Origin of the sequence: Kribbella monticola (assembly GCF_003261635.1) — a bacterium.
Taxonomy (GTDB): domain Bacteria; phylum Actinomycetota; class Actinomycetes; order Propionibacteriales; family Kribbellaceae; genus Kribbella; species Kribbella monticola.
Map to the genome: position 1 here is coordinate 46,454 of NZ_QFXK01000026.1, position 23,320 is coordinate 69,773.

Consider the following 23,320-nt stretch of genomic DNA (forward strand, 5'->3'; position numbering starts at 1 on the left):
CCGCGGTCAAGAGTGCTGCGGAAGACAGCGCGGCGGCCGAGGCCAAGCGGACGGGGCGGCGGGTCGAGGTAGTGCAGGCCGGGACCGAGAGCTCGCGGACCTTCGTGAATCCGAACGGGGATCACACGCTTGTCCAGTACGCCGGTCCCACCCGGGTTCGGAGCGGGAACGGCTGGGTTCCGATCGATCGCACGCTGCGGTTCCAGGCGGACGGCTCGGTGCGCCCAGTCGCCGTCGTGTCGGACTTGCGGCTCTCGGGTGGAGGCGACGACAGGTTGGTGTCGCTGGGCAAGGCCGGGCGGCAGCTGGGGATGGGGTGGTCCGGGAGACTGCCGAAGCCAGTGCTGGCCGGTGACACCGCGACGTACCGGGGACTGCTGCCAGGGGTCGACCTGCGCGTTCGCGCTGAGGCCGACGGGTTCTCCGAAGTACTGGTGGTGAAGACGCGAGCTGCGGCGCTGAACCCCGCCCTGCAGGAGATCCGGTTCCCGCTCAGCGCTACCGGGCTGACGCTCAAGACCAAGGCGGACGGCATCACCGTTGCGACCGACCCGGCGGGGAAGGTCGTCTTCAGCTCCGGCCAGGCAGCGATGTGGGACAGCCCGACCAGTACGACGACCGCAACGGCAGGCCAGGCGGGAAAGGCGCGGACAGCAGCGAAGCCTTCGGCTGCACAGGTGGCTTCGACAAAGCAGCTGGCTTCGACGAAGCAGGTGGCTTCGACGAAGCAGGTGGCTTCGGCGGCGGGGCGGCGGGAGGTGGCGATACCGACCGCGGTGGCTGGGCGGAACCTCGTGATCAGGCCGGACCGAGAACTGCTGACGTCGACCGCGACGAGGTTCCCGCTCTTCATCGACCCGTCCTGGTCGAGCACCGCCGGCGACATGTGGACGCACATCAACAACCGCGACGCCGGCACTCGGGACACCAGCTACTGGGACTTCGACCGCGCCGAGGGGGCCAAGGTCGGCTGGGCCTACGACGACTCGGGCAACATCTACCGGTCCCTGTTCCGGATGGCGCTGGGCAACGTCGCCGGGGCCCGGGTGGTGAATGCAAGATTCACGATCACGCTGGACTACACCCCGAGTTCCACCTCGACGTACGCCGATCTGTGGACCACTTCGCCGATCGACCGGTCGGCCAAGGTCACCTGGAACAACACCCAGTGGTTCGACTACCTGGCCGGCGCCGAAGCCGCGGCGTACAACACACCGGACGTGTCGATGGGCTTCACCAGCGACAAGCTGAAGGCGGTCGTCCAGCAGCTGGCGGACCAGCGTGCGGCCACCATCACGCTGGGGCTGCGCGCGCCGGACGAGGACGCCGAGCACCGCAAGGAATGGAAGAAGTTCCGCGGCGAGACCGCGGCGATCGTTGTCGACTACAACAATGCCCCGCGGGTCCCGCTGAAGGTCAACTTCAGCGCGCCGAAGACCTGCGGTACGGCGGCTGCCCCGACGATGATCAACTCCAACCATCCTGCATTCGCCGCGATCGCCTCCGATCCGGACAACGACACGATCACGTCGCGACTGAGCATTTTCCGGGCCGCTGACAACGGTCTGCAGTACTCGGTCGACTCCGCCTTGACAAGCTCCGGCGCGGCCTTCGGCTGGCCGGAGCTGCCAACCGGCACCCTGAGCGACAACACGACGTACTACTTCACCGCGAAGAGCGACGACAAGGTCCCGAACGACGGGATCGACTCCGGCGGATCCAGTACGCCGTGCTACTTCACCGTCGACTCGGATCCGCCCGGCCAGCCGGCGATGGATTCGACGGACTTCCCGCTCAGCGGTTCGGGGGTACCGGTCCGCTCCATCGGAATCGTCAACCTCCGCCCGGCCGCCGGCAGCACCGATGTCGTCGAGTACCTGTACGGCTCGACGAAGGACAAGCTCAGCCAGGTGATCAAGGCGGGACCGGACGGTACCGCGGCGCTACCGGTGACGGTCTGGCCGGACCCACTGACCCACATCCCGACCAGATCCCTGTACGTGAAGGCCGTCGACAAGGCCGGCAACCGCAGCGATGTCACATCCCGCACTCTCCGCGCCTCGTCGGGAACGACGCCGGCCATGGCGAAGAACGACGTCAACGGCGACGGCCGGACGGATGTCAGCTTCGTCCTCGACCAGGGCTTCGGGCGGACCGGTGTCTGGAACGTGCTGGCCAAGGCCGGCGGGCTGACTGCGGGCACGATGGCCTGGGACAGCGACAACAACGGTGGCTTCGCGTTGTCCAAGACCAGTGCCGTGCAAGGTGACTTCGACGGCGACGGCAAGTCGGACGTCGCGCTGTTCCGCGACGAACCGGGCGCGATCGTCGGCCTGTACCTGCTGAAGTCCGACGGCAACAAGTACGACCCGCCGGCCCTGGTGTGGCGAAGTGCGCCGAAAGACTGGACTGTCGCCACTGCCCATCTGTCCGCGGGCGAAGTCACCGGCGACTCCAGGACGGACATCGTTGCCCAGGTCAACACCGGCAACGGCAACTGGAAGACGCTGGTGTTTGCGGGAACCAACCTGGCCGCACCCACGCAGTGGCTGCAGACAGCCGCCGGCTCGGGCGACTGGACACAGAGCCGGCCAGTGATCGCAGACGTCGACGGTGACGGCAAGGCCGACCTGGTCTCGCTCAAGAACCTCGGTGGCTGCCGGACGGTGGCAGACGTCTTCAAGTCCAGCGGTACGGCGTTCGGTGCCGCGTCCACGTGGTACGACAGCGGCGCCAACGGCTATTGCTGGGACAAGAGCAACGCCGTCGCGGGCGACGTGGACGGTGACGGCAAGGACGACCTGGTCGCCATCTACGACAACGGCGGCCAGAACACCTCGCTCAAGGTCTTCCGGTCCAGCGGCACCGCCCTGTCGATGTCCTTGTGGTGGCAGGACGCGTCCCGTTTCGATCCGCTGAAGGCGAGCCTGAGTGTCGGTGACTACTCCAAGGATGGCAAGGCGGATGCGGCTCTGGTCTACTCACTCGACGGCGGCGGCCGCGAGGTCTTCCTGCTGAACTCGACCGGTACTGCGTTCAGTACGCCGGTTTCGAGCTGGAAGGAGGCGCGGGTCGGCGCGAGCCTCAGTCCGAAGTACGACATCGAGCCACGGACGTACGAGCTCGTGAGCCGTAACAGCGGCCGGTGTCTGGAGGTGGCGGGGGCAAGCCAGAGCAAGCCTGCGGACATCCAGCAGTGGGACTGCTTCGGCGGGCTGCACCAACGGTTCCGGATCGTGCCGGTGGCGGGGACCGAACAGTTCGAGGTGCACGCCGTACACGTCAATATCGCGCCCGCTCCTGCCGACGGACTGGCCCGCTGCTTCGACGTCACCAACCAGAGCACGGCAGACAACGAGAAGGTGATCGAGTGGTCGTGCCTCGGTACTGCGAACCAGCAGGTGCTGCTGGAGTACGTCGAAGGCAGCAGCTACGACACCGTCGTCAGGCTGAAGTTCGCCCACAGCGGCAAGTGCGGCGCGATCGCCGACGCGGCCACCGGTAACGGCGCCAAGCTCATCCAGTCGCCCTGCTCGACCGCCTCGAACCAGCAGTTCACCCTGCGGGCAGCTCTCAACACTCCGCAGCTCGACGGCCGCTACAAGGTCTCCAGTTACGCGGGCGGTCATGTCCTCGACATCAAGGACTGCAACCCGGACAGCGGCGTACGGATGTGGGACTGGGTGCAGGGCAGCCCCTGTCAGTCCTGGCAGCTCAAGCCGCTCGGTGACGACGTCTACCAGATCATCGACCCGAGCACGAACACAGCGATCCAGGTCGGCGGCTGCTCGCGAGCCGACGGCGCACCGGTGATCGCGTTCCCGGTCGACTCCTCCGACTGCCAGCGCTGGCGCATCGAACCCGCTGGCGAAGGCTGGTCCATCCACCAACTCGACACCGGCAAATCCCTGGACGTCGGCGCCTGCAAAGACACTCTGCCCGCCGTGGTCGACGTCTGGCCCTACTGGAACGGCCCCTGCCAACGCTGGAAGCTGGAAAAGGTCGGCTGACCGCCGGCCCACAAGCCAAGCGGCCGCCGTCTCAGCTGGTCCTCAGCTGTCGCGGAAGACACTGGTCGGATGAACGTGCCGATGACGAAGGACGAGGTCAGGATCGGGTACGCCGTACCGCTACTCGGCGCGGCGGTGACAGCTATTGGTGCGCTCGGCACGATCGCGCTGGCCGACAGTGCCACCGAGGCTGATGGGTTGGCATCGTTCGACCCGGAGCTCACGAGGGAGGTCGTCGGCATCAGGACCGCACCCCTGACCGAGTTGGCACGGGCGCTGACCTTCATCGGTGACGTTCCGGTCCTCGTCGTGTTGACGCTGGTAGCTGCGGCCCTCGCGTATCGGTGGACCAAATCGTGGCGATCAGCGGCGCTGCTGCTGTTCGCCATGGCCGGCTCGGCGGCGCTCACTTTCGGGCTCAAGGCGGTGGTGGAGAGGCAACGACCTGGCATCACTTACGTACTGGGCGCAGTCGACAACGGGTTCGCCTTCCCGTCCGGCCACACGTTGAACTCGACGGTGTTCCTCGGCATGCTGGCGGGCCTTCTCTGGGTCCGCTCGCCTTTCGCCACCGCCAGAGTGGTGGTGGCGGTCACCGCTGCCTTGCTGAGCTTCGGGATCGGTTTGAGCAGGCTCTATCTCGGCTACCACTGGGCGACCGACGTACTGGCCGGCTGGACCATCGCCGTCACCTGGCTCGCGTTGGTCGGCACTGCCGCCCGGCTCTTGAAGTGGTTGCCTAGGGCACCTTTAACGGAGTGAGGCTCAGGTGGCGCGGACGAGGCCGGTGCGGAAGGCGAGGATCACCAGTTGGACGCGGTCGCGTGCATCGAGCTTCGTCAGCAGGTGAGCGACATGTGTCTTGACCGTTCCCGGCTCGATGTGGAGCCGGCGCGCGATCTCCGCGTTCGCCAGGCCGTCCGCCACCAGGAGCAGCACTTCCCGCTCCCGTTCGGTGATCGCCGGCAGAGTGACGGCCGGACGTGCGTCTTTCGCCTGCGGACGCGCGGCGAACTCGTCGATCAGGCGGCGCGTGATCGACGGCCCGAGCAGTGCTTCCCCCGCGGCGATCACGCGGATCGCCGCGAGCAACTCCACTGGTGGCGTGTCCTTCAGGAGAAACCCGCTCGCCCCGCCACGCAACGCGGCGTACACGTATTCGTCCAGGTCGAAGGTCGTCAGCATCAGCACGCGCGCCGCCGACGACGACGTGATGATCCGGGTCGCCTCCAGCCCGTCCATCCCGGGCATCCGGATGTCCATCAGGATCACGTCCGGCCGGGTAGTGGCGGCCAACTCGACCGCCGCCGAGCCGGTCGACGCCTCCCCCACCACCTGCAGATCGGCCGCCGTACCGACGATGCCCTTGAGACCGGCCCGGACGAGCGCCTGATCCTCGGCGATCAGGACCCGTACCGTCATGCCGCGCGACCTGTCAGCGGCAACCGGGCCGACACCTCGAACCCGCGACCGGGCAACGGACCGGCTCGCAGCGACCCGCCGTACAGGGCTACGCGTTCGCGGATGCCGATCAGTCCGTGGCCGATCGCCCCGCCGTCGTCCGGGCAGCCCGAGCCGTGGTCGGTGATCCTGATGGCCAACTCGGCCGGCCGGTAGTCCAGGAGCGCGTCGGCTGTCCCGGTCGCCGCATGCTTGACGACATTCGTCAGCGCCTCCTGAACGATCCGGTACGCCGAAAGGTCGACCCCAGCGGGCAGGGCAACCGGCTGGCCCGTCACGATCAGCCGGACTCGCACCCCGGCCCGGCCGGTGTGTTCGATCAACTGATCCAGCATGCCCAGCCCGGGCGCGGGATCGAGCGTGGCTGGATCGTCCTGCTCCGACCGCAGTACGCCGAGCAGTTGGCGCAGCTCGGCGAGCGTCTGCCGACCGGCGGCCTCGATCGCGGCGAGTGCGGCGCGCGCCTCGGCCGGCTGCTCATCGATCACCAGATGGCCGTATCCCGCCTGCACGGTGATCACACTCATGCTGTGGGCAACGATGTCGTGCAGCTCGCGGGCGATCCGCATTCGCTCCTGCTGCAGCACCAGTTCACTGTCGCGCCGGCGCTGCTGGCCCACGACGTACCCCGTCACCCATGCCGCGGCAAACATCGTGCCGAACGGTACGACTGCGCCTGCCCGATCGACGTTGGGCAACGCCGTTCCGACAGCGCCCAGCTCAGCGGTCGCGAGCACCGCCAAGGCAGATCGCCGTGCGCCACTCCCTGCTACACGAAACAGCGCGTAGCAGAGCGGGACCAAGGCAACGAAGCCTAGCGACGCGTCGATCGGCGCGAGCAGGAGCGGCATCAATGCGCTCAGGAATGCCCACACCGGCCGCCGCCTGATCAGCATGATCGCCGCGGCTGACAGGGCTGTCCCCAGCACGGCCACCACCGGCTGCGGGCCCTTGTGCGTGAACAGCAGCCACGCAGCGCCGCCGTACGCCGCCGCCAGGCTGCCGTCCAGGGCAAGCACTTGCCCTGTCCGAGTCTCCATAGCCAGGACAGTAGGGCTCGGACTCGCCCTGGTCATCACTCCTCAGGCATACATCTGGAGAGCCATCTCAACCCACGGGTGGACGCAAATCTCTCCCGATGGGGCAATGCCCGGCCCACGCCGGCACGGACATCGTGGCTGCATGATCGAAGTCCACGAACTCAGCAAGCGTTACCGTGCCAACCAAGCCGTCGACGGCCTCAGCTTCACCGTCCAGCCCGGCCAGGTCACGGCCTTCATCGGACCGAACGGCGCCGGCAAATCGACCACGTTCCGCATCCTGCTCGGCCTCGACCGCCCGAACAGCGGCCACGCCCTGATCGACAACAAGCCGTACTGCGAACTCGAGCGGCCCGTACTCCGCGTAGGTGCCCTGCTCGACGCCAACGCGGCTCACCCAGGGCGCTCCGCGCGCAACCACCTTCTCTGCATCGCGCAAGCGGCAGAGATCGACAGCAAGCGAGTCACCGCAGTACTGGAACTGACCGGACTCGGCGAGGCAGGGAATCGCCGGGTCGGCGGCTACTCGCTGGGCATGCGGCAGCGCCTCGGTATTGCGGCCGCCCTGCTCGGCGATCCCGCCGTGCTGTTGCTGGACGAGCCGGTCAACGGCCTCGACCCCGAAGGGGTGCGCTGGATCCGCCGGCTACTCCGTCAGTTGGCCGACGAAGGTCGGACCGTGTTCGTCTCCAGCCACCTGATGAGCGAGCTGCAACTGGTTGCCGACCATCTCATCGTGATCGGCCGAGGGCGCCTGATCGCCGACACCCCGTTGTCGGAGTTCACCGCCGGCGGACGGTCGCTGGAGGACGCATACCTGGAGCTGACCGCCGACGCCACGCAGTACCGCACGGAAAGGACGAACTGATGCTGCGCTCCGAATGGACCAAGCTCCGCTCCATCCGCTCGACGCCACTGACTCTGACGGCTGCCTTCGCGGTCGCAGTACTGGGCGGCCTGTTCTCGGCGACCGGCCGCGCGAAGGACTACCCGAGCTGGTCGGCCGTCGACAAAGCTGCCTTCGATCCGGTCAACCTGAGCTTCGATGGGCTCGCGTTCGCCCAGCTCGCTTTCGGCGTGATCGGGGTCCTCGCGATCAGTTCGGAGTACACGACAGGGCAGATCCGCACGACGTTCGCGGTGACTCCTCGGCGTCGGCAAGTCCTGCTGGGCAAGGCTTGCGTGCTCGGAGCGGTTGCGCTCGTCTGCGGCGAACTGCTGTCGCTCGTGAGCTTCGTGGTGGCTCAGCTCGGGCTGCGAAGCATCCACGTCGACGTGTCGCTCAGCGATCACGCGGCTCTGCGGGCAGTGGCCGGTGCAGGTGTTTATCTGACCGCCCTGACCCTGCTGGGCCTCGGTCTCGGCGCTCTGATCCGTCATACGGCGGGGGCGGTGAGCGCGATCTTCGGTCTGGTCTTCGTGGTCCCGCTCGTCGCCGCGAACTTGAAAGACTGGATCACCTGGCCGTCGAACTGGAACCTCTGGACCGCCGGCAACGCACTGATCTCCACCCGCCCTCCCGTGGACGGCGCTCCCTCGCCTTCGATGGGTCTCGTCATCTGTGTCCTGTACGCGCTGGTGCCCCTGGCCCTCGCCATGGTCTTGATCGACCGCCGCGACGCGTGACGGGGTTGCCAGCCAGCGCTCCGATCTGAGATAGTCTCTGCACAGACAATCTGCGGATGGAGTAAATCATGTGGACAACCGAGTACACCCAGACCACGGACGCCGCACCCGAGGCGCTGTGGGAGCTGCTGCGCGACGTCGACGGCTGGGGGGCGTGGAACGAGGGCATCGAATCGATCGCCGTCGACGGTCCGGTCGCCGTGGGCGCCACGTTCCAGATGAAGCCGCCGGGTGAGGATGCGGTCACCAGCAGGATCGTCGAATTGGAAGAGAAGCGGCTGATCACGGACGTCACCGAGCTGGGCGACCTGGCGATCCGCGTGGCGCACCAGCTCGACCCGGCGCCCGGTGGCGAGACGACGGTGACCTTCCGGATGGAGATCAGCGGACCCGCCGCGGACAGCATCGGCGAAGAGATCGGGACCGCGATCTCGGCCGACTTCCCGAACGTCATCGCCGCTCTCGTCGCGGCCGCACGGGCACGGTAGGGGCCAGCGATGGTCCAGCAACCGGAGGAAAGCTCGGGCTTCTTGCTGTGGCACGTCACCCTGCGCTGGCAGCGCGCGGTCACCACCACGCTCAAGCCGCTCGGGCTAACCCACGTCCAGTTCGTCCTGCTGGCGAGCACCTGGTGGCTCAATCAGCACGACGAGCAACCAAGTCAGGCCGCGGTCTCTGCTTTCGCCGGCATCGACGTGAAGATGGCGTCGCAAGTCATCCGGACCCTGGAGAGCAAGGGCCTGATCACCCGCCAGATCGACTCGGCGGACAGCCGGGCCCGTCGGCTCGTGGTCACCGAAGCGGGCGCCGCACTCGCGCCGAAAGCCGTGGAGGCCGTGGAGGCAGTAGATGCCGCCCTGCTCGAACCGCTCTCCGGAGCGGAGGCGCGAGCCTTCACCAAGTCGCTGCGGCGGCTTCGCACCAAGCACACCGAGGAGCAGTCATGAGCGACGTCGGCCCGACCCGCAGCTTCACGATCGTTCCGGTCGGCGACTTCTCGCTGACGGAGTCGGCTCTGTTCGGCTTCGGCCAGCGAATGGATGCCGGCAAAGCGCAGTACGACGGCGTGATGCGGCTGGCCTTCTGCTTGGACGACTACAGCGGCCAGGTAGGCGTCGAACTGCGGCAGGACGACACCGGCGTACATGGTGTGGTGCACGGCTCCGGCGACCTGGAAGCCATTCAGCGCCAGGTCGCTCGCGTTCTCTCGCTCGATCAGGACGCCCGAAGCTTCGCCGACGTGGGGCGGCGTGATCCGGTGATCGGCGCGCTGCAGGCGGCTGCTCCTGGACTTCGCCCGCCGCTGTTCTACTCGCCGTACGAAGCGACTGTCTGGTCGGTACTCAGTGCGCGTCGCCCAGGCACGCAGATGGCGACCGTGCGAGCGGCGCTGAGCGAAGCCCATGGGGCGACCTTCGACCTTGCCGGGCAGCGTCTTGCCGCGTTGCCGACGCCGTCGCAGCTGCTGGCGATCGAGGACTTCCCTGGCATCGACGCCGACCGGCTGTCGCGCATGCACGGCGTCGCCCAGGCCGCTCTGGACGGCCTGCTCGACGTGGACCGGCTACAGGGCCTCGATACTGAGACGGCGATGGCCGAAGTACAACGCATCAAGGGGATCGGGCCCTTCTACGCAACGCTTATCGTCATCCGCGCTACCGGTCGCACCGACTCGTTGGCCGCCAACGAACCTCGGCTGCGAGCACTCGTCCGCGACCTCTACCAACTCCCCCACGACCCCACCGAGGCAGAACTCGAAACCATCGCCGAGCCCTGGCGTCCTTGGCGGACCTGGACAACCGTTCTCATCCGCGCCGCGGGCCCTCGCGTGCTCTCCGGCCACAGCTCTAGTTAAGCGTTGCGTTTGACGTTCCGAAGTACCGGAGCGCTTTCGACGGTGCGAATGCCGGGCAGTTGCGCGATGCGGTCGGTCAGAAACGAGTAGAGCGCGGTCGAATGCGGGCCGGCAACGGCGGCGTACAGGTTGGTCGGACCGGTTGTCGCCGCCACGTAGCCGACCTGCGGATCGGCGGCGAGAGCATTGCCGACTGTTTCGAGAGACGCCGGCTCTACCGTTGCCCAGAGCAAGAACCATGATCGGGTGGCGGAAAAGATGCGCTCGTCGATTTCTGTCTCGAAGGTGAGCAGGCCGTGCTGGACGAGTTCGATGATGCGCCGCCGTACTGAGGATTGCGATCGATGAGTGACCGTTGCGAGCTGCGACAACTCCGTTCTCGCGTCGGCGGCAAGGGCCTTGAGCAACGGTTCGTCTGCCGCACCGATGGCGACCGGCTGATCGGGTACCCGCTTTGGCGGCGATCCAAGTTCTGCAATCTGCTGGGCGGTGAGCCCGCTGTGGTCGGCGACCATCAATTGGAGACCGCGCGAGAAAGTACGCAGTAGCTGGTGAGCGGTGACGCTTTTGACCTGAGGGGTTCGGGGCAGACGATCCAGAAGAAGTGCCTGCTCCTCGTCCTTGTTGCCGTTGACCATGCAGACGATCTCGGCCCCGCCCGAGGTCAGCCGAACCCACGCGGTGTCGTCCCGCCGAGCCAGCGCCGCTGCGACCGTGGCAGTCGAATTCGGCGAGCACTGCAGCCGTAGAAGCCACGGCGCATGGCCGCCCAGGTGAGGATCGACCAAGCCACGCACCTTCAATCCGCCCGACGACCGCAACCGGCTGTACCGGCGCGCCACCGTCTGATCGGACACCCCGATCACCGCGGCGATGCGGCTGAACGGGATTCTCGCCTGGAGCTGGAGCGCATGGATGATCTGGTAATCCACGGCATCGAACATGTCGGAAGACACCACACCACGCTACCCGCTGTCGAATCGGTTCACTTCACCGACCTTTGCTCACTCGATCCATCCTCGCCGCGCCAGAGTTGCGCTGTGTCCGTCAGTCCGGATCGGAGGATCTGCCATGTACGTCGCGTACGCCGTCGTCGTCACCGTCACGGCCTTGGCAAACCTCGCCATGGTCGTCGCCGACCTCGCCCGCGCCGACTTCGTCCTGTCCAACATGTGCGAACTCGGCCTCAACCCCGCCCACCTGACCCCGCTGGCAGCCCTCAAAACAGCCGGGAGCGCCGGTCTCCTCCTGGGCTTCGCGCACCTCTACCCGATCGCCATCCCCGCTGCCATCGGCCTCGTAGCCTTCTTCACCGGCGCCGTCATCACCCACCTCCGCGCCCGAGTCCTCTACAACCTCGCCTTCCCCCTCACCTACCTGGCCCTGGCCACCGCCTCCCTCACCCTCACCCTCCTGCACGCCAACAGCCAATGAACGCGTGGACATCGCGAGGAGCGCACAGGATCTGGCGCTGCGATCCGCCATTGCTTCGATAGCGCACCGACCGGGAAGCGGCTCGCTGCACGGCGTCAGCGATCATGAGCGCGTGATGCACCTTCGACTCATCGTCCCGCCGGACTGCACCGACCTGGTCGTCGACACCCTCCTGAACGACGCGCGAGTGACCAACATCGTTGCTCTTCCCGGCGCCGCCAAACGGCCGGCCGGCGACGTCGTGCACTGCGACGTGACCCGCGAGGCAACCTCCGACATCCTTGCCTGGCTCAAGTCCCAAGGGATCTACGACCAGGGCGCAGTCGCGCTGACCACCGTCGACGCGTCCCCGTCACGCAACGCCCGAGAGACCGAGGAGGCCGCCCCAGGAGCGCCCGACGATGCCGTCGTCTGGGACGCGGTGGTCGATCAGGGGTACGCCGAGGCACGCGGCTCCTGGGCGTTCTACGCGTTCTTGACTCTCGCCACGATGATCGCCGCGATCGCCGTCGTCACCGACTCGTCGATCCTCGTGGTCGGGGCGATGGTCGTCGGACCGGAATTCGGCGTCGTCGCCGCCTTGGCACTCGGCCTCGCCCTGCGGCGGTCGAATCTCGCCTCGCGCTCGCTCATCCTGCTCGTCAAAGGTTTCCTGCTGGCAATCCTGCTCACCACCCTCGCCGCCCTCCTGGCCCGGACCGTAGGCTGGATCGACGCCAGTGACGTGACCGCGGCGCGACCGCTCACCGGCTTTATCTGGCGCCCCGACAAGTGGTCCGCAGTCGTCGCCGTCCTGGCCGGCTGTGCCGGTGTCCTGTCGCAAACCGCCGGCCGGTCCAACGCCTTGGTCGGTGTCTTCATCTCAGTCACCACCGTGCCGGCCGCCGGCGACCTGGCACTATCCACCGCCGTCTGGGCGCCGCAGCAGATCGGTGGTTCAGCCGCCCAACTCGGCATCAACCTCGCAGGCATGACCTGCGCAGGAGTCGCAACCCTGATCCTCCAGCGCTCGATCTGGCACCTCCTCGCCGCCCGCAAAGAGCCCCAGCGAAGCGCCCAGCACCATGATTGAAGGCTGTTGATCGTGGCGCCTGAGGCTGACCATGAGGTATGGAGAAGGAGCTGGTGCACGCGGAGTTCGAGCGGGTTCGGCTGGAGTTCCGGCAGCTTGTAGACAGTGCTGACAGTGCCGGTTTGCGGCGGCTCTCGAACGGAACACGGTGGACCAATCGCCAGTTGTTGTTCCACATGTTGCTGGGTTACCTGATCATGCGGGCCTTACTAGGGCTCGTCCGGATGTTCGGACGGCTGCCTCCGGGAGTCAGTCGCTGGTACGCGCAGCTACTGAACGCGGGGACCAGGCCGTTCGACGTGGTGAACTTCATCGGCTCGTACTGCGGTGGGAGCGTGCTGAGCCCCGATCGCATGACGAAGATGTTCGACCACGTGATCGCCAAGCTGCACAGGAGATTGGACGCCGAGACCGAAGCGGATCTTGCGCGAGGTATGCACTACCCGACCCGATGGGACCCGTTCTTCAAGGACTACATGACCCTGGCCGACGTCTACCGCTTCCCCACCCGGCACTTCGACTTCCACCAACGCCAGCTCACCCTGACCCAACCCTCGGACTGAGGGGCCGGCCTGGTGAAACAGGCCTATGCCGACGCGGACGGAGACAGCGAGCCGACCGCGACATCGGCGCACTCGTCATCCTGTGCGAGCGTCCCTCCCGCGATCGCGATCGCACCGACGACGACATCGCCGCGCCGGATCAGCCGAGCGGCCCTGCCTGCCACGATAGGTGTTCCCGCCACGCCGGCTATCTGCGCGAACACCGCCGGATATGCCTGCTGCAGACCCATCAGGTCACTGTCGTCGCGCCGAAACAGCGCAACGCTGGATGCTTTCGCCGAGGCGACGCGGGGCGACATCGGCGAAGCGCCGTCCATGCGATCGAGAACCTGCAGGTGCCCGCCGTCGTCGACGATTGCGACCGTGATCGTCGCGCCGATCGCGGCAGCGTGCTCGCGCACGCGATCGCTGACAACCCGGGCTTCGTCCAAAGTGAGCGACATCGTTCCTACCTTCAATCTCTTGGATCGACCAATCTTGGTCCACCCAAGAGTAGATCAGGTTCGTTGGATGAGCCAAGGGATTGACCTAAACTTCGTGCGTGGAGATGAAAGAAGCGTCGGCCCGCCTGCGTTCCAAACCCAGCTGGCTGATCAACCGAGCTTCGGCTCGGGCGCATCGACTCATCAAGGAATCGATGGCCGCCGCCGGTGGGCACGCCTACCACTTCGCGATCCTCGCCACGCTGGACGAGTTCGGCCCGGACAGCCAGGTGCAGATCGGCCAGCGATGCGGCATCGACCAGAGCGACATGCACACGATGCTCAACGAGCTGGTAGACCAAGGCCACGTCGCCCGCACCCCAGACCCCGCCGACCGCCGCCGCAACCTGATCACCCTGACGCCCGCCGGCCACCGCCGCCTCGAAGCCCTGGACACAACCCTCACAGAAGTCCAAGACGACATCCTGGCGCCCCTCTCCCCCACCGAGCGCGCCACCCTAACCACCCTCCTCACCCGCATCCTCGGCTAACCCCCACCTCCACCCGCAACCGGCAACTCAACCGTCCGTGAAGCAGCACGGGATCAGCAGCGAGTGTCATTCAGTTGCTACAGGCAACCAGGTGAGGATCGTCTCGATCACGATCGGGTCGACGTGACCGGGCTCGCGGTAGTCGGCCGGCGTGGAGGGTCCGGTGCCTGGGAGGAACAGGTGGTTGACGGCGTCGAGGATCGTGATCGTCGCGGCAGGGTGGTTTGCGAGGCCGTCACGCCAGGCGGGGAGGTCGTCGGTAACGGTGACTTGGTAGTCGCGGCCGCCTTGCAAGATGAGGATCGGCCGATCCAGTGCCGCGGCGGTCTCGACCGGGTTGTACGCAAGGAGTTCCAGCCAGAACGAAGGCGGGGCTCCGAAGGGAAGGTCCTCGGGGCGCGTGTCGAGACTTAGTCCGGGACTGTCCACAACAGCGGCCTGCCGAGTGAACTGGGCAACCACTTCGTCGGTGACCAGGTCGGGGTTGGTGGTCCTCAAGTAGCGCATGACTCGGACGGCAGCGTGGTGCATCGGCTGGGTGTCACCGGCCATGATCACGAGGCCGTCGACCTGCGGCTCCTCGGTCGCGATCAGCGGGGCCACCTTGCCGCCCATGCTGTGGCCGACCAGAAACACCTGATCGACATACTGCCGGAGCAAACGTACGGCGGCGACCCCGTGCGGGACGTACTCGGCCGACATCGTGAAACCGGGTTCGCTCATCAGCTCCGGGTGGCCGCTGGTGAGCTTGTCGAAGCGCAGTACGGCGACCCCTTGCGAGGCCAGGCCCCACGCCAGGTCCTTCAGAGGCTTGTTCGGGCCGGTGGTCTCGTCGCGGTCGAGCGGGCCGCCTCCGGTGAGCAGCACGACGCCATGGCCGGACGGGGCGTGTGGCAACGTCAGGGTGGCGCCGGTCCGGCGGCCGCCGGCGGCGAGGACGACTTCCTCCTCGGTGAAGGCGCGCGGATCGGCGTACGGCGGTGGTGTCCAGTCGCTCATGGTTTACCTTTCTCAGCCTTTGAGAAAGGTAGCACAACATGAGAACGTTGCATTCATGGGTCCACTGGAACTTCTTGGCCACCCCGTCCGCTTGCGGATTGTTCACGCGCTGCGTGGTCAGCGGATGCTCACCACGCAGGAGCTCGGCGGACTGGTCGCGGACGTCTCGAAGGCGACGTTGTACCGGCACGTCGAGCTGCTGCTCGAGGGCGGCATCCTCGAAGTGGCCGAAGAACGCAGGGTCCGGGGCGCCACCGAACGCCGGTACCGGCTGCGAGCCGACCGCGCATCCATCACACCGGAACAAGTCGCGCAGGTGACGGTTGACGACCATCGGCAAGGTTTCGTGGCGGCGATGGCTGCGCTGATCGCGGAGTTCAACGGCTACCTCGATCGGGAGAACGCGGATCCGATCCGGGACCTCGTCGGATACCGGCAGCATGCGGTGTGGCTGAGCCCGGGCGAAGTAGAGCAGTTGATCCAAGGCATGCGCGCGGCGATCCTTCCCGTCCTCTCGAACGAAGCCGCTCCGGATCGAGCTCGGTACCTGCTCAGTCCGATCCTCTTCCCCGTCGAGGACCCACCGACCGGCGCGTGACTACCAGCCGGCCGCGAACCGGCGGCAAAGCATCGGATGACTCAGCCGACGTGGATGCCGGGGCGGCGGGTGGGGTCGTTTCGTGCTGGCGGATGTACGCCGCAGTCGTCGGCGGGACGACCGTCAGCTACTTCATCCTGGCCGTTGCCCAGAGCAACCGACTGCTAAGGACGTGGCTTCCGGGGGCGGAAGTTCGAGCGGAATCTGGAGTCGTACTCGAGTTGCACATATCCCGAGGAGTGCACTCCGACCGCGATGCATCCCATGACGAGAAAAACGATGCCCGCACCGATCGACATGTGCCAGAAACCGGCCGTGATGCCGACGAACGCCGCGGCCTGGGCGAGCGCCTTCGCGATCGTTACCGGAACGGACGAGGTGGTGCGGTGCCGGAACTCCTCCTGGCGGTTCAAGACCAGAAGCGCCGCGAGCAACGGGATCGACACTGCGAACGCGATGACACAGACCAGCGCCGACAGATCGAGTGACGTCTCGGTCAAGAACGGCTGCACCATCACCAGGCCGGAGGCGGCCAGTCCGCCGTACGTCAGGTTGGACTGCCGGATCCACTCCGCCTGGGCCGCCGGATCGGCCGCGGCCTCCTCGACCTCCTGACGGACGCGCTCGCCCTCGGCCTCGGCCAGACGCGCCTGGTCCGCCTTGTACCTCTCGTCCTCGTCCACGCCCTCATCCTCCCGATCCGGTCCGTTCAGGATCGCGTCATGGTACGTCGATGCCTGCCGGAGCAAGTCCACGTCGGACCAGCGAGTCGAGGCGTCGCCAGGCAGGCGACGAACTCGATCGGCTCGAGTCTCGCTGAACTACTTCTCGGCCGCGCCGGAGTTGCGTTCGACGGATTCCTGATAGACGTCGGCGTACGTGCGCGAGTCCTTGATCAGGTCGTCGCAGAACGCGGCGACGTCGGTGCCGATGAGCTGCAGGACTCCCTTGCCGGCCGCAGCCCCTTCCTCGAAGAACTCGACCAGTCCCGAAAGCAGCGTCCCGTCCACCAAGTCAACCGGCCCGACCTTGAACAAGTACCGCTGAATCTCCTGGTAGACGATCTGGTAGTCCGGCGGCAGCGCCTTGACCCGTGCCACGTGTGCCCGCCACTGCCGCTTGCCTTCGATGATGTCCTGGATGCCCACGTCAGCCTCCCAGCCGTTCCAGTTTTCTCGCGACGTTCCTGTTCAACTGCTCGCGCCACTTGTCGCGATAGCTGCGAGCCCCTACGCCGCCGGCCAGCGCCGCACTGAAGCCGACGATGTCGTCACCCACCACGTGATAGATGCTCTGCCCATCGGCCGCCGACTCCTCGAGCAGCCCCAGCGCACCGTCGAGAATCGGCATCAGGTTCCTGCCGGTGAAGTCGGAGTACGGCGACAGATGCGTCTTGATCTCGTCCCACGCCGCCCGGTAGTCGTTCGGCAGCGCCTCGGCCCTAGCCTCGAACGCCTTCCACTCCCTGGTCAGATCACTGCCGGTGATGGTCTCCCAGAAGTTCATCTCCCGCCCTCCTTGAGCTTGTCGATCCGGGTTTTCACATACGTCCACTTCGCCCAGAACGTCGCGAGCTCCGCACGTCCCGCGTCGTTGAGCGCATAGAACTTGCGCGGCGGCCCCTGCTCGGACGGCCGTTTCGTCACCTGGACCAGTCCGTTCCTCTCCAGCCGCAGCAAGATCGTGTACACCGTCCCCTCGACCACATCGGCGAAGCCCAACTCGTTCAGCCGACGCGTGATGGCATACCCGTAGGTCTCCTCGCGCCCGATGATCTCCAGCACGCAGCCCTCGAGCGTGCCCTTGAGCAACTCCGTCAGGTCCTCCACCGCGCCCTTTTCCATTCCTCCGGTACTCAGTGACACCGAGTACCACTACACGGTACCACGTAGTAGTGGTAATGCGGCGTCAGCCAACGTGCACCCCTGATTGCTTTCCGAACCGTGCCGTGGCTCTTCGTTGCCACAGTCATTCCGGTGTCAAGACAGCATCAGGATTCGTCCGGTCCGTGTTAGGAACGCGTCAACGTCAAGCGTGTGACCGGCTCGACGCCGGTTGGCTAGAGCCCGTGAACCGGATCCTGCAACTGCCCAAGCGTCTTCTGGTCGGTCGCCCGATCCGCACCGAACTGATGGGCGATCAACTGCTGCCCAAGAAGCTCGCCCTTCCGGTCTTCTGCAGCGACCCGTTGTCGTCGAACGCCTACGCGACCGAAGAGATCCTGCTGATGCTCAGCCTCGGTGGGCTGGCCCTCTTCCACCTCACCTGGTGGGTCGCGGCGGCGGTGATCCTCCTGCTGCTCGTGGTCGTCGCTTCGTACCGGCAGACCTGCTACGCCTATCCCAACGGCGGCGGCGCGTACGCCGTGGCCGGAGCGAACCTGGGCCGGGACGCATCCCTGGTCGCCGCCAGCGCGCTGCTCGTCGACTACGTGCTCACGGTTGCCGTCTCGGTGGCCGCCGGCGTCGCGAACATCGTGTCGGCTTTTCCGGCGCTGGCGCCTCACGTCGTCGGGGTTTCGATCGGCCTGATTGCGATCCTGGCGTTGATGAATCTGCGTGGCGTTCGAGAATCCGGCACCGTGTTCGCGATCCCGACGTACGGCTTCGTGATCGGCGTCTTCGCCATGCTGGCCGTCGGTCTGACCCGGATGATCGGCGGCGACGCCCCGACGGCCGAATCGGCGGCGTACGGCGTACGGCCTGATCACCATGCGAGCGGGCTGCTGCTGATCGCCCTCGTACTACGGGCCTTCGCGTCCGGTTGTACTGCGCTGACGGGCGTGGAGGCGGTGAGCAATGGCGTCCCGCACTTCAGGAAGCCCAAGAGCCGGAACGCGGCCGACACCCTCGCGATCATGGGCGGCCTGACGGTCACCATGTTCGCGGGCCTGACCGCGCTCGCGCTGGCCACGCACGTGCACGTGGTCGACGACACCGCAAGGCTGATCGGAGCGCCCGACGGCTACAAGCAGCGCACAGTGATCGCCCAGCTCGGTGCGTCCGTGTTCGGATCACACTCGATCTTCTTCTACCTCGTCCAGGCCTTCACCGCCGCGATCCTGGTGCTGGCGGCCAACACCGCCTTCAACGGATTCCCGATCCTCGCCTCCATCCTCGGCGGCGACGGCTACCTGCCTCGCCAGCTGCACCGCCGCGGCGACCGGCTGGTGTTCAGCAACGGCATCGTCATCTTGTCCGCGCTCGCCGGACTGCTCATCTGGGCCTTCGACGCCAGCACCACCCGCTTGATCCAGCTGTACATCATCGGCGTCTTCGTCTCGTTCACCCTCAGTCAATGGGGAATGGTGCGGCACTGGACGACCCGGCTGCAACCGGCGGACGGCCCGCGCCCAGCTCCGGCCGACCGCAGATCGATGCATCGGTCGAGGGTGATCAACGGCGTCGGCGCAGTGTTCACCGGCCTGGTGCTCATCGTCGTGCTGATCACCAAGTTCACCCACGGCGCGTGGATCGTGGTGCTGGCCATGCCGGCTCTCTACCTGCTGATGCGCGGGATCCGGCGCCACTACGACCGGATCGCGGTCGAGACGACGCCGCGGCCCGACGGCACGGCGATGCCGTCCCGGATCCACGGCGTCGTCCTGGTCTCGAAGCTGCACTCGCCGACGTTGCGTGCACTCGCTTTCGCTCGCGCCACCCGCCCGACCACTCTGACCGCGGTGACGGTTCAGCAGAACGCAGACGAAACGGATGCGCTGGTCCGGGAGTGGGACGAGCGTGGCATTCCGGTGCCGTTGAAGATCCTGAGTTCGCCGTACCGCGACATCACCGGCCCGGTCCTTGCCTATGTCAAGGACATCAACACCTTGAGCCCGCGCGATGTCGTCTGCGTGTTCATCCCCGAGTACGTCGTGGGGCATTGGTGGGAGCAGTTGCTGCACAACCAGAGCGCGCTGCGCCTGAAGGCGCGCCTGTTGTTCCAGCCCGGGGTGATGGTCACCAACGTGCCCTGGCAGATGGGATCAGCCGATGTCGGCCAGTCAGGCGACAACCACAAATCAGCCGTGCAACGCTGATCACCGTGACTCAGGACGAGATCGCACAGCCATCGCCGCAGCCGGCGGCCGATGACGCGCGAACCGGAGTACGGGCGCTTCCCCGGCCTTCGGCCGGTCTGTCCCCCGCGCGCCGCTGGGGAGGCATCGCGGTCGCAGGGGTCGGCCTGCCGACCGCGACCGCGGTACTTGTCGAGCTACGGGCCCAACTGGCACTCGAAAGCGTGCTCCTGCTCTATCTGCTGGCAGTGGTGCTCGTCGCCGTCGTCGGCGGCGTTCTTCCGGCTGTCATCGCTGCGATCTTGTCGGTCCTGCTCGCCAACTACTACTTCACCCCGCCGTTCCACACGCTGTTCGTGGAGCAACGTGACAGCGTCATCGCCCTGGTCGTGTTCGTGCTCGTCGCGCTGACCGTCAGCATCACCGTGGACCTGGCTGCCCGCCGCCGCGCCGCCGCGGTCCGGAGCCGGCTGGAGGCGGAGATGCTGGCCAGGCTCGCTGCCCAGCCGGTCACCGATCAGTCCCTCACCGGCGTGCTGGAAGAGGTTCGTCACACCTTCGCGATGACCTCGGTCGCCTTGCTGGTACGTCGTGGCGAGGAGGACGAGATCGGCGCACTCGTCGGTCCGCCACTCGCAGGCCGGCCGGCCATCACGGCGTACGCCGGCCCCGGTCTGAGACTGGTTGCCGAGGGCCCCGAACTCTTCGCCGAGGACCGCAGCCTCCTGAACCGGCTCGCCGCGACAGCGGCCCGGGCCTGGGACGGACAACAACTCGCCGGTCAGGCCCGCGGACTCGCCGAGGTCGACCGGCTGCGGACCGCGCTGCTGGCAGCCGTCGGCCACGACCTGCGCACACCACTCGCGGGGATCAAGGCAGCCGTATCCAGTCTCCGCCAGCAGGACGTGACCTGGACCGATACTGAACAGGCCGAGCTGCACGCGACCATCGAAGAGTCCGCCGACCGGCTCGATGACCTGATCGCGAACCTGCTCGCGATGAGCCGCCTGCAGGCCGGGGCGCTCTCGGTCCATGTCGTCGCGACCGCCGTGGATGAAGTTGTCGCCCGGGCACTGATCCACATCCACGCCGGCGACATCCACGTCGACGTGCCCGACAACCTGCCACCGGCGCTGATCGACCCGGGTCTGCTGGAACGCGTCGTCGCCAACCTGGTCGACAACGCGCGCCGCCACTCACCACCCGGCACCCCCGTTCAGGTGAGCGCCGAAGTAGACCCACCCTCGATGGTTCTGCGCGTCTCCGACGCCGGACCGGGCGTCGCTGCCGAGGACCAGGACCGGATGTTCGCGCCGTTCCAGCGGCTCGACGACCGGACCACCGGAGTCGGAGTCGGCCTCGGCCTCGCCTTGGCCCGCGGATTCACCGAGGCCATGGGTGGCACCATCGTCCCGTCCGAAACGCCTGGCGGAGGACTCACCATGACCCTCACCTTGCGGCTGGCGCCATGACCCGGATCCTGATCGTCGACGACGACACCCAACTGCTGCGAGCACTCAGGATCAACCTGCGCGCCCGCCAGTACGACGTCGACCTCGCACCCGACGGCAGCACGGCACTCACAGCCGCCGCGCGCCATCCACCGGACCTCGTGATCCTCGACCTCGGCTTGCCGGACCTGGACGGCATCGAGGTCATCCACGCCCTCCGCGGCTGGTCGAGCACGCCGATCGTGGTGCTGTCGGCCCGCGGCGCGCAAGCGGAGAAGGTCACCGCCCTCGACGCCGGCGCCGACGACTACATCACCAAGCCATTCGGCATGGACGAGCTCCTCGCCCGCATCCGCTCCGCGCTGCGCCGGGCGACGCCTGCCGACACAACCGTCGTCATCGAAACCGACGCCTTCACCATCGACCTGGCCACCAAACGACTCACCACCGCCGAGGGCGACGTCCGCCTCACCCCCACCGAATGGCACCTGCTCGAGATTCTCGTCCGCAATCCCGGCAAACTCATCAGCCAGCAACAATTGCTCCGCGAAGTCTGGGGCCCGAACTACGAGACCGAAACGAATTACCTCCGCGTCTACATAGCCCAACTCCGGCGCAAACTCGAACTCGAGCCCTCCAGACCCCGCCACCTCCTCACCGAACCAGGCATGGGCTACCGCTTCCAGCCATAAACCCAGTTTCCGCGCTGACGTGGCGACATCCAGCGAACTGCACTGGGACTCAGCCGGCCTCCACCAACAGTTGCAACCGACGCCGCAACCCAACCACCGGAAGCCGCCACGGCAGGAGCGGCGGACCGGGGTGCATGGGAGCGCCGACGCAGGAGGTGCGTGGTGGGTTTACCTGATGCGCATCCCGGAGATTGCGCGCGAGATGACCAGGCGCTGGATCTCGGAGGTGCCTTCGAAGATGGTGTAGATCTTGGCGTCTCGGTGCATGCGTTCTACGGGGTACTCGCGGGTGTAGCCGTTGCCGCCGAGGATTTGGATGGCTTCTTCGGTGACCTTGACGGCGACCTCGCCGGCCTTGAGTTTCGCCATCGAGCCTTCGCCGTTGCGGTAGTCGGGGGTCTCGCCGCGCATCAGGGCGGCCGACATGTTGGCGGCCCGCCAGACCAGCAGGCGCGCGGCGTCGATCTCGAGGGCCATGTCGGCGAGTTTGAAGGCGATGCCCTGGTTGTCGATGATCGGGCGACCGAACTGCTCGCGGCCCTTGGCGTAGTCGAGAGCTACCTCGTACGCCGCGCGCGCGATCCCGATCGCCTGGGCGCCGACCAGGTGGCGGGTCATCTCGAACGTCGCCATCGAGGCGTTCCGGGCGCGTTCGCCGTCCTTCGGTGCACGGGCGGCAGCGAGCCGGGTGTCCAGTTTCTCCTTGCCACCAAGGACATTCGCGGCCGGGATCCGGACATTGTCGAAGAAGACGTCGGCCGTATGAGACGCGCGGAGACCGTGCTTGCGCAGCTTGGTCCCCTGTTCGAGGCCGGTCACCTCGGTACGCGGTACGACGAAAGCCGCCTGCCCCTTGGTCCCCAGTGAAGGATCGACCGTCGCGACGACGACGTGGATGTCGGCGATGCCGCCGTTCGTGGCCCACGCCTTCTGACCGTTGATCACCCACTCGTCGGTCTTCTCGTCGTACGTCGCCCTTGTGCGGATCGCCGAGACGTCGGAGCCGGCGCCAGGCTCGGAGGAGCAGAAGGCAGCGACCACCACGTCGTCCGGCGTGCCGTAGCAGCGGGGAAGCCACTGGCTCCACTGCTCGGGAGTGCCGTTGGAGAAGATCGCCGAACTGGCCAGGCCCGTGCCCATCAGCGACATGCCGATGCCGGCGTCGCCCCAGAACAACTCCTCGTGGACCAGCGGCATCAGCAGGCCGGACGGGTCGATGAAGAGGTTCACGTTCGCGTCGAGCCCGTACAGGCCGATCTTCGCGGCCTCCTGGATCACCGGCCAGGGGGTGCTCTCGCGCTCGTCCCACTCGGACGCGGCCGGCCGGATCACCGAGGCGGCGAAGTCGTGCGCCCAGCCCTGGATCTCCTTCTGCTCGTCGTTCAGGGCGAGCGAGAAGGTGCTCCAGCCCGGCTTGGACCGCTCGGCGGCGAGCTCGCCGGCCAGGGCCATCACGTCGGCCGACAGTGCGGGAGACTCGGTCATGCGCTTTCCTCCGACAGCTTGCAGGGGTGGTCGAACGAGCAGT

General features: G+C 66.8%; 25 protein-coding genes. 15 read left to right on the forward strand and 10 right to left on the reverse strand.

The window, feature by feature from the left end:
* Positions 1-104 precede the first annotated feature (104 nt).
* Both DIZ26_RS10600 and DIZ26_RS10605 read left to right on the forward strand, forming a co-directional pair.
* Positions 105-4,010, forward strand: a complete 3,906-nt coding sequence (locus DIZ26_RS10600) for an RICIN domain-containing protein (protein WP_198676032.1) — start codon at positions 105-107, stop codon at positions 4,008-4,010.
* 69 nt (positions 4,011-4,079) lie between these two features.
* Complete coding sequence (locus tag DIZ26_RS10605; RefSeq protein ID WP_112239899.1) at positions 4,080-4,772, forward strand: phosphatase PAP2 family protein; 693 nt, start codon at positions 4,080-4,082, stop codon at positions 4,770-4,772.
* A 3-nt stretch (positions 4,773-4,775) separates the two neighbouring features.
* On the opposite strand, the gene DIZ26_RS10610 is transcribed toward DIZ26_RS10605, so the two are convergent.
* Together DIZ26_RS10610 and DIZ26_RS10615 are read right to left on the reverse strand one after the other, a co-directional pair.
* Entirely contained in the window at positions 4,776-5,432 is a 657-nt protein-coding gene (locus tag DIZ26_RS10610; RefSeq protein ID WP_112239901.1) for a response regulator, read from the reverse strand.
* Complete coding sequence (locus DIZ26_RS10615) at positions 5,429-6,511, reverse strand: sensor histidine kinase (RefSeq protein WP_157979674.1); 1,083 nt, start codon at positions 6,509-6,511, stop codon at positions 5,429-5,431. Before DIZ26_RS10615 ends, DIZ26_RS10610 begins: the two co-directional genes overlap by 4 nt.
* Positions 6,512-6,653: 142 nt before the next feature.
* Between DIZ26_RS10615 and DIZ26_RS10620 the strand changes: the two genes are divergently transcribed.
* The 5 genes from DIZ26_RS10620 to DIZ26_RS10640 all read left to right on the forward strand — a co-directional run bounded on the left by DIZ26_RS10620 (position 6,654) and on the right by DIZ26_RS10640 (position 9,992).
* Positions 6,654-7,379: an ABC transporter ATP-binding protein gene (locus DIZ26_RS10620; RefSeq protein WP_112239905.1), complete on the forward strand. Its 726-nt coding sequence runs from the start codon at positions 6,654-6,656 to the stop codon at positions 7,377-7,379.
* Complete coding sequence (locus tag DIZ26_RS10625; protein WP_112239907.1) at positions 7,379-8,137, forward strand: ABC transporter permease; 759 nt, start codon at positions 7,379-7,381, stop codon at positions 8,135-8,137. The genes DIZ26_RS10620 and DIZ26_RS10625 overlap by 1 nt, the downstream gene beginning before the upstream one ends.
* A gap of 68 nt (positions 8,138-8,205) precedes the next feature.
* Positions 8,206-8,625, forward strand: a complete 420-nt coding sequence (locus DIZ26_RS10630) for an SRPBCC family protein (RefSeq protein WP_112239908.1) — start codon at positions 8,206-8,208, stop codon at positions 8,623-8,625.
* A gap of 9 nt (positions 8,626-8,634) precedes the next feature.
* Complete coding sequence (locus DIZ26_RS10635) at positions 8,635-9,084, forward strand: MarR family winged helix-turn-helix transcriptional regulator (protein ID WP_112239910.1); 450 nt, start codon at positions 8,635-8,637, stop codon at positions 9,082-9,084.
* Positions 9,081-9,992: a DNA-3-methyladenine glycosylase family protein gene (locus DIZ26_RS10640; RefSeq protein WP_112239912.1), complete on the forward strand. Its 912-nt coding sequence runs from the start codon at positions 9,081-9,083 to the stop codon at positions 9,990-9,992. The genes DIZ26_RS10635 and DIZ26_RS10640 overlap by 4 nt, the downstream gene beginning before the upstream one ends.
* Here the strand turns inward: DIZ26_RS10640 and DIZ26_RS10645 are convergent.
* Positions 9,989-10,948 carry an Lrp/AsnC family transcriptional regulator gene (locus tag DIZ26_RS10645; RefSeq protein WP_198676033.1) on the reverse strand — a complete coding sequence of 320 codons (960 nt, stop codon included), beginning with the start codon at positions 10,946-10,948 and terminating at the stop codon, positions 9,989-9,991. The genes DIZ26_RS10640 and DIZ26_RS10645 overlap by 4 nt on opposite strands.
* A 115-nt stretch (positions 10,949-11,063) precedes the next feature.
* Between DIZ26_RS10645 and DIZ26_RS10650 the strand changes: the two genes are divergently transcribed.
* From DIZ26_RS10650 to DIZ26_RS10660, 3 genes are all read left to right on the forward strand, one after another.
* On the forward strand, positions 11,064-11,426 hold the full coding sequence (locus tag DIZ26_RS10650; protein WP_112239916.1) for a DoxX family protein: 363 nt from the start codon (positions 11,064-11,066) through the stop codon (positions 11,424-11,426).
* A 115-nt stretch (positions 11,427-11,541) separates the two neighbouring features.
* Entirely contained in the window at positions 11,542-12,498 is a 957-nt protein-coding gene (locus DIZ26_RS10655) for a DUF389 domain-containing protein (protein ID WP_112239918.1), read from the forward strand.
* A 38-nt stretch (positions 12,499-12,536) separates the two neighbouring features.
* Positions 12,537-13,061: a DinB family protein gene (locus DIZ26_RS10660; protein ID WP_112239920.1), complete on the forward strand. Its 525-nt coding sequence runs from the start codon at positions 12,537-12,539 to the stop codon at positions 13,059-13,061.
* A 23-nt stretch (positions 13,062-13,084) separates the two neighbouring features.
* Here the strand turns inward: DIZ26_RS10660 and DIZ26_RS10665 are convergent, their stop codons facing one another.
* A complete protein-coding gene (locus tag DIZ26_RS10665; RefSeq protein ID WP_112239922.1) occupies positions 13,085-13,504 on the reverse strand; it encodes a GlcG/HbpS family heme-binding protein in 420 nt (139 codons plus the stop codon).
* A gap of 104 nt (positions 13,505-13,608) precedes the next feature.
* On the opposite strand from DIZ26_RS10665, the gene DIZ26_RS10670 reads away from it, so the two are divergent.
* On the forward strand, positions 13,609-14,034 hold the full coding sequence (locus DIZ26_RS10670; RefSeq protein WP_112239924.1) for a MarR family winged helix-turn-helix transcriptional regulator: 426 nt from the start codon (positions 13,609-13,611) through the stop codon (positions 14,032-14,034).
* Between the two features lie 66 nt (positions 14,035-14,100).
* Here the strand turns inward: DIZ26_RS10670 and DIZ26_RS10675 are convergent, their stop codons facing one another.
* Positions 14,101-15,033 carry an alpha/beta fold hydrolase gene (locus tag DIZ26_RS10675; protein ID WP_112239926.1) on the reverse strand — a complete coding sequence of 311 codons (933 nt, stop codon included), beginning with the start codon at positions 15,031-15,033 and terminating at the stop codon, positions 14,101-14,103.
* Between the two features lie 55 nt (positions 15,034-15,088).
* On the opposite strand from DIZ26_RS10675, the gene DIZ26_RS10680 reads away from it, so the two are divergent.
* The gene (locus tag DIZ26_RS10680) at positions 15,089-15,631 is read left to right on the forward strand and encodes a helix-turn-helix domain-containing protein (protein ID WP_112239928.1); all 543 of its coding nucleotides are present in this window, start codon (positions 15,089-15,091) and stop codon (positions 15,629-15,631) included.
* A gap of 164 nt (positions 15,632-15,795) precedes the next feature.
* On the opposite strand, the gene DIZ26_RS10685 is transcribed toward DIZ26_RS10680, so the two are convergent.
* The 4 genes from DIZ26_RS10685 to DIZ26_RS10700 form a co-directional block, all read right to left on the reverse strand.
* The gene (locus tag DIZ26_RS10685) at positions 15,796-16,314 is read right to left on the reverse strand and encodes a hypothetical protein (protein ID WP_157979675.1); all 519 of its coding nucleotides are present in this window, start codon (positions 16,312-16,314) and stop codon (positions 15,796-15,798) included.
* Positions 16,315-16,452: 138 nt separating this feature from the next.
* Positions 16,453-16,779: a DUF1048 domain-containing protein gene (locus DIZ26_RS10690; RefSeq protein WP_112239932.1), complete on the reverse strand. Its 327-nt coding sequence runs from the start codon at positions 16,777-16,779 to the stop codon at positions 16,453-16,455.
* Position 16,780: 1 nt separating this feature from the next.
* Complete coding sequence (locus tag DIZ26_RS10695) at positions 16,781-17,137, reverse strand: DUF1048 domain-containing protein (RefSeq protein WP_112239934.1); 357 nt, start codon at positions 17,135-17,137, stop codon at positions 16,781-16,783.
* On the reverse strand, positions 17,134-17,460 hold the full coding sequence (locus DIZ26_RS10700) for a PadR family transcriptional regulator (protein WP_112240081.1): 327 nt from the start codon (positions 17,458-17,460) through the stop codon (positions 17,134-17,136). Before DIZ26_RS10700 ends, DIZ26_RS10695 begins: the two co-directional genes overlap by 4 nt.
* A 239-nt stretch (positions 17,461-17,699) precedes the next feature.
* Here DIZ26_RS10700 and DIZ26_RS10705 point away from each other — a divergent pair, with 239 nt between their 5' ends.
* From DIZ26_RS10705 to DIZ26_RS10715, 3 genes are read left to right on the forward strand one after another with little or no spacing between them, the layout of a single operon-like run.
* Positions 17,700-19,670 carry an APC family permease gene (locus tag DIZ26_RS10705; protein WP_198676034.1) on the forward strand — a complete coding sequence of 657 codons (1,971 nt, stop codon included), beginning with the start codon at positions 17,700-17,702 and terminating at the stop codon, positions 19,668-19,670.
* A gap of 5 nt (positions 19,671-19,675) precedes the next feature.
* Positions 19,676-21,121: a sensor histidine kinase gene (locus DIZ26_RS10710; RefSeq protein WP_157979676.1), complete on the forward strand. Its 1,446-nt coding sequence runs from the start codon at positions 19,676-19,678 to the stop codon at positions 21,119-21,121.
* A complete protein-coding gene (locus DIZ26_RS10715) occupies positions 21,118-21,792 on the forward strand; it encodes a response regulator (protein ID WP_112239938.1) in 675 nt (224 codons plus the stop codon). The genes DIZ26_RS10710 and DIZ26_RS10715 overlap by 4 nt, the downstream gene beginning before the upstream one ends.
* 168 nt (positions 21,793-21,960) lie before the next feature.
* On the opposite strand, the gene DIZ26_RS10720 is transcribed toward DIZ26_RS10715, so the two are convergent.
* Positions 21,961-23,277: an acyl-CoA dehydrogenase family protein gene (locus DIZ26_RS10720; RefSeq protein WP_232828247.1), complete on the reverse strand. Its 1,317-nt coding sequence runs from the start codon at positions 23,275-23,277 to the stop codon at positions 21,961-21,963.
* Between the last annotated feature and the right edge of the window lie 43 nt (positions 23,278-23,320).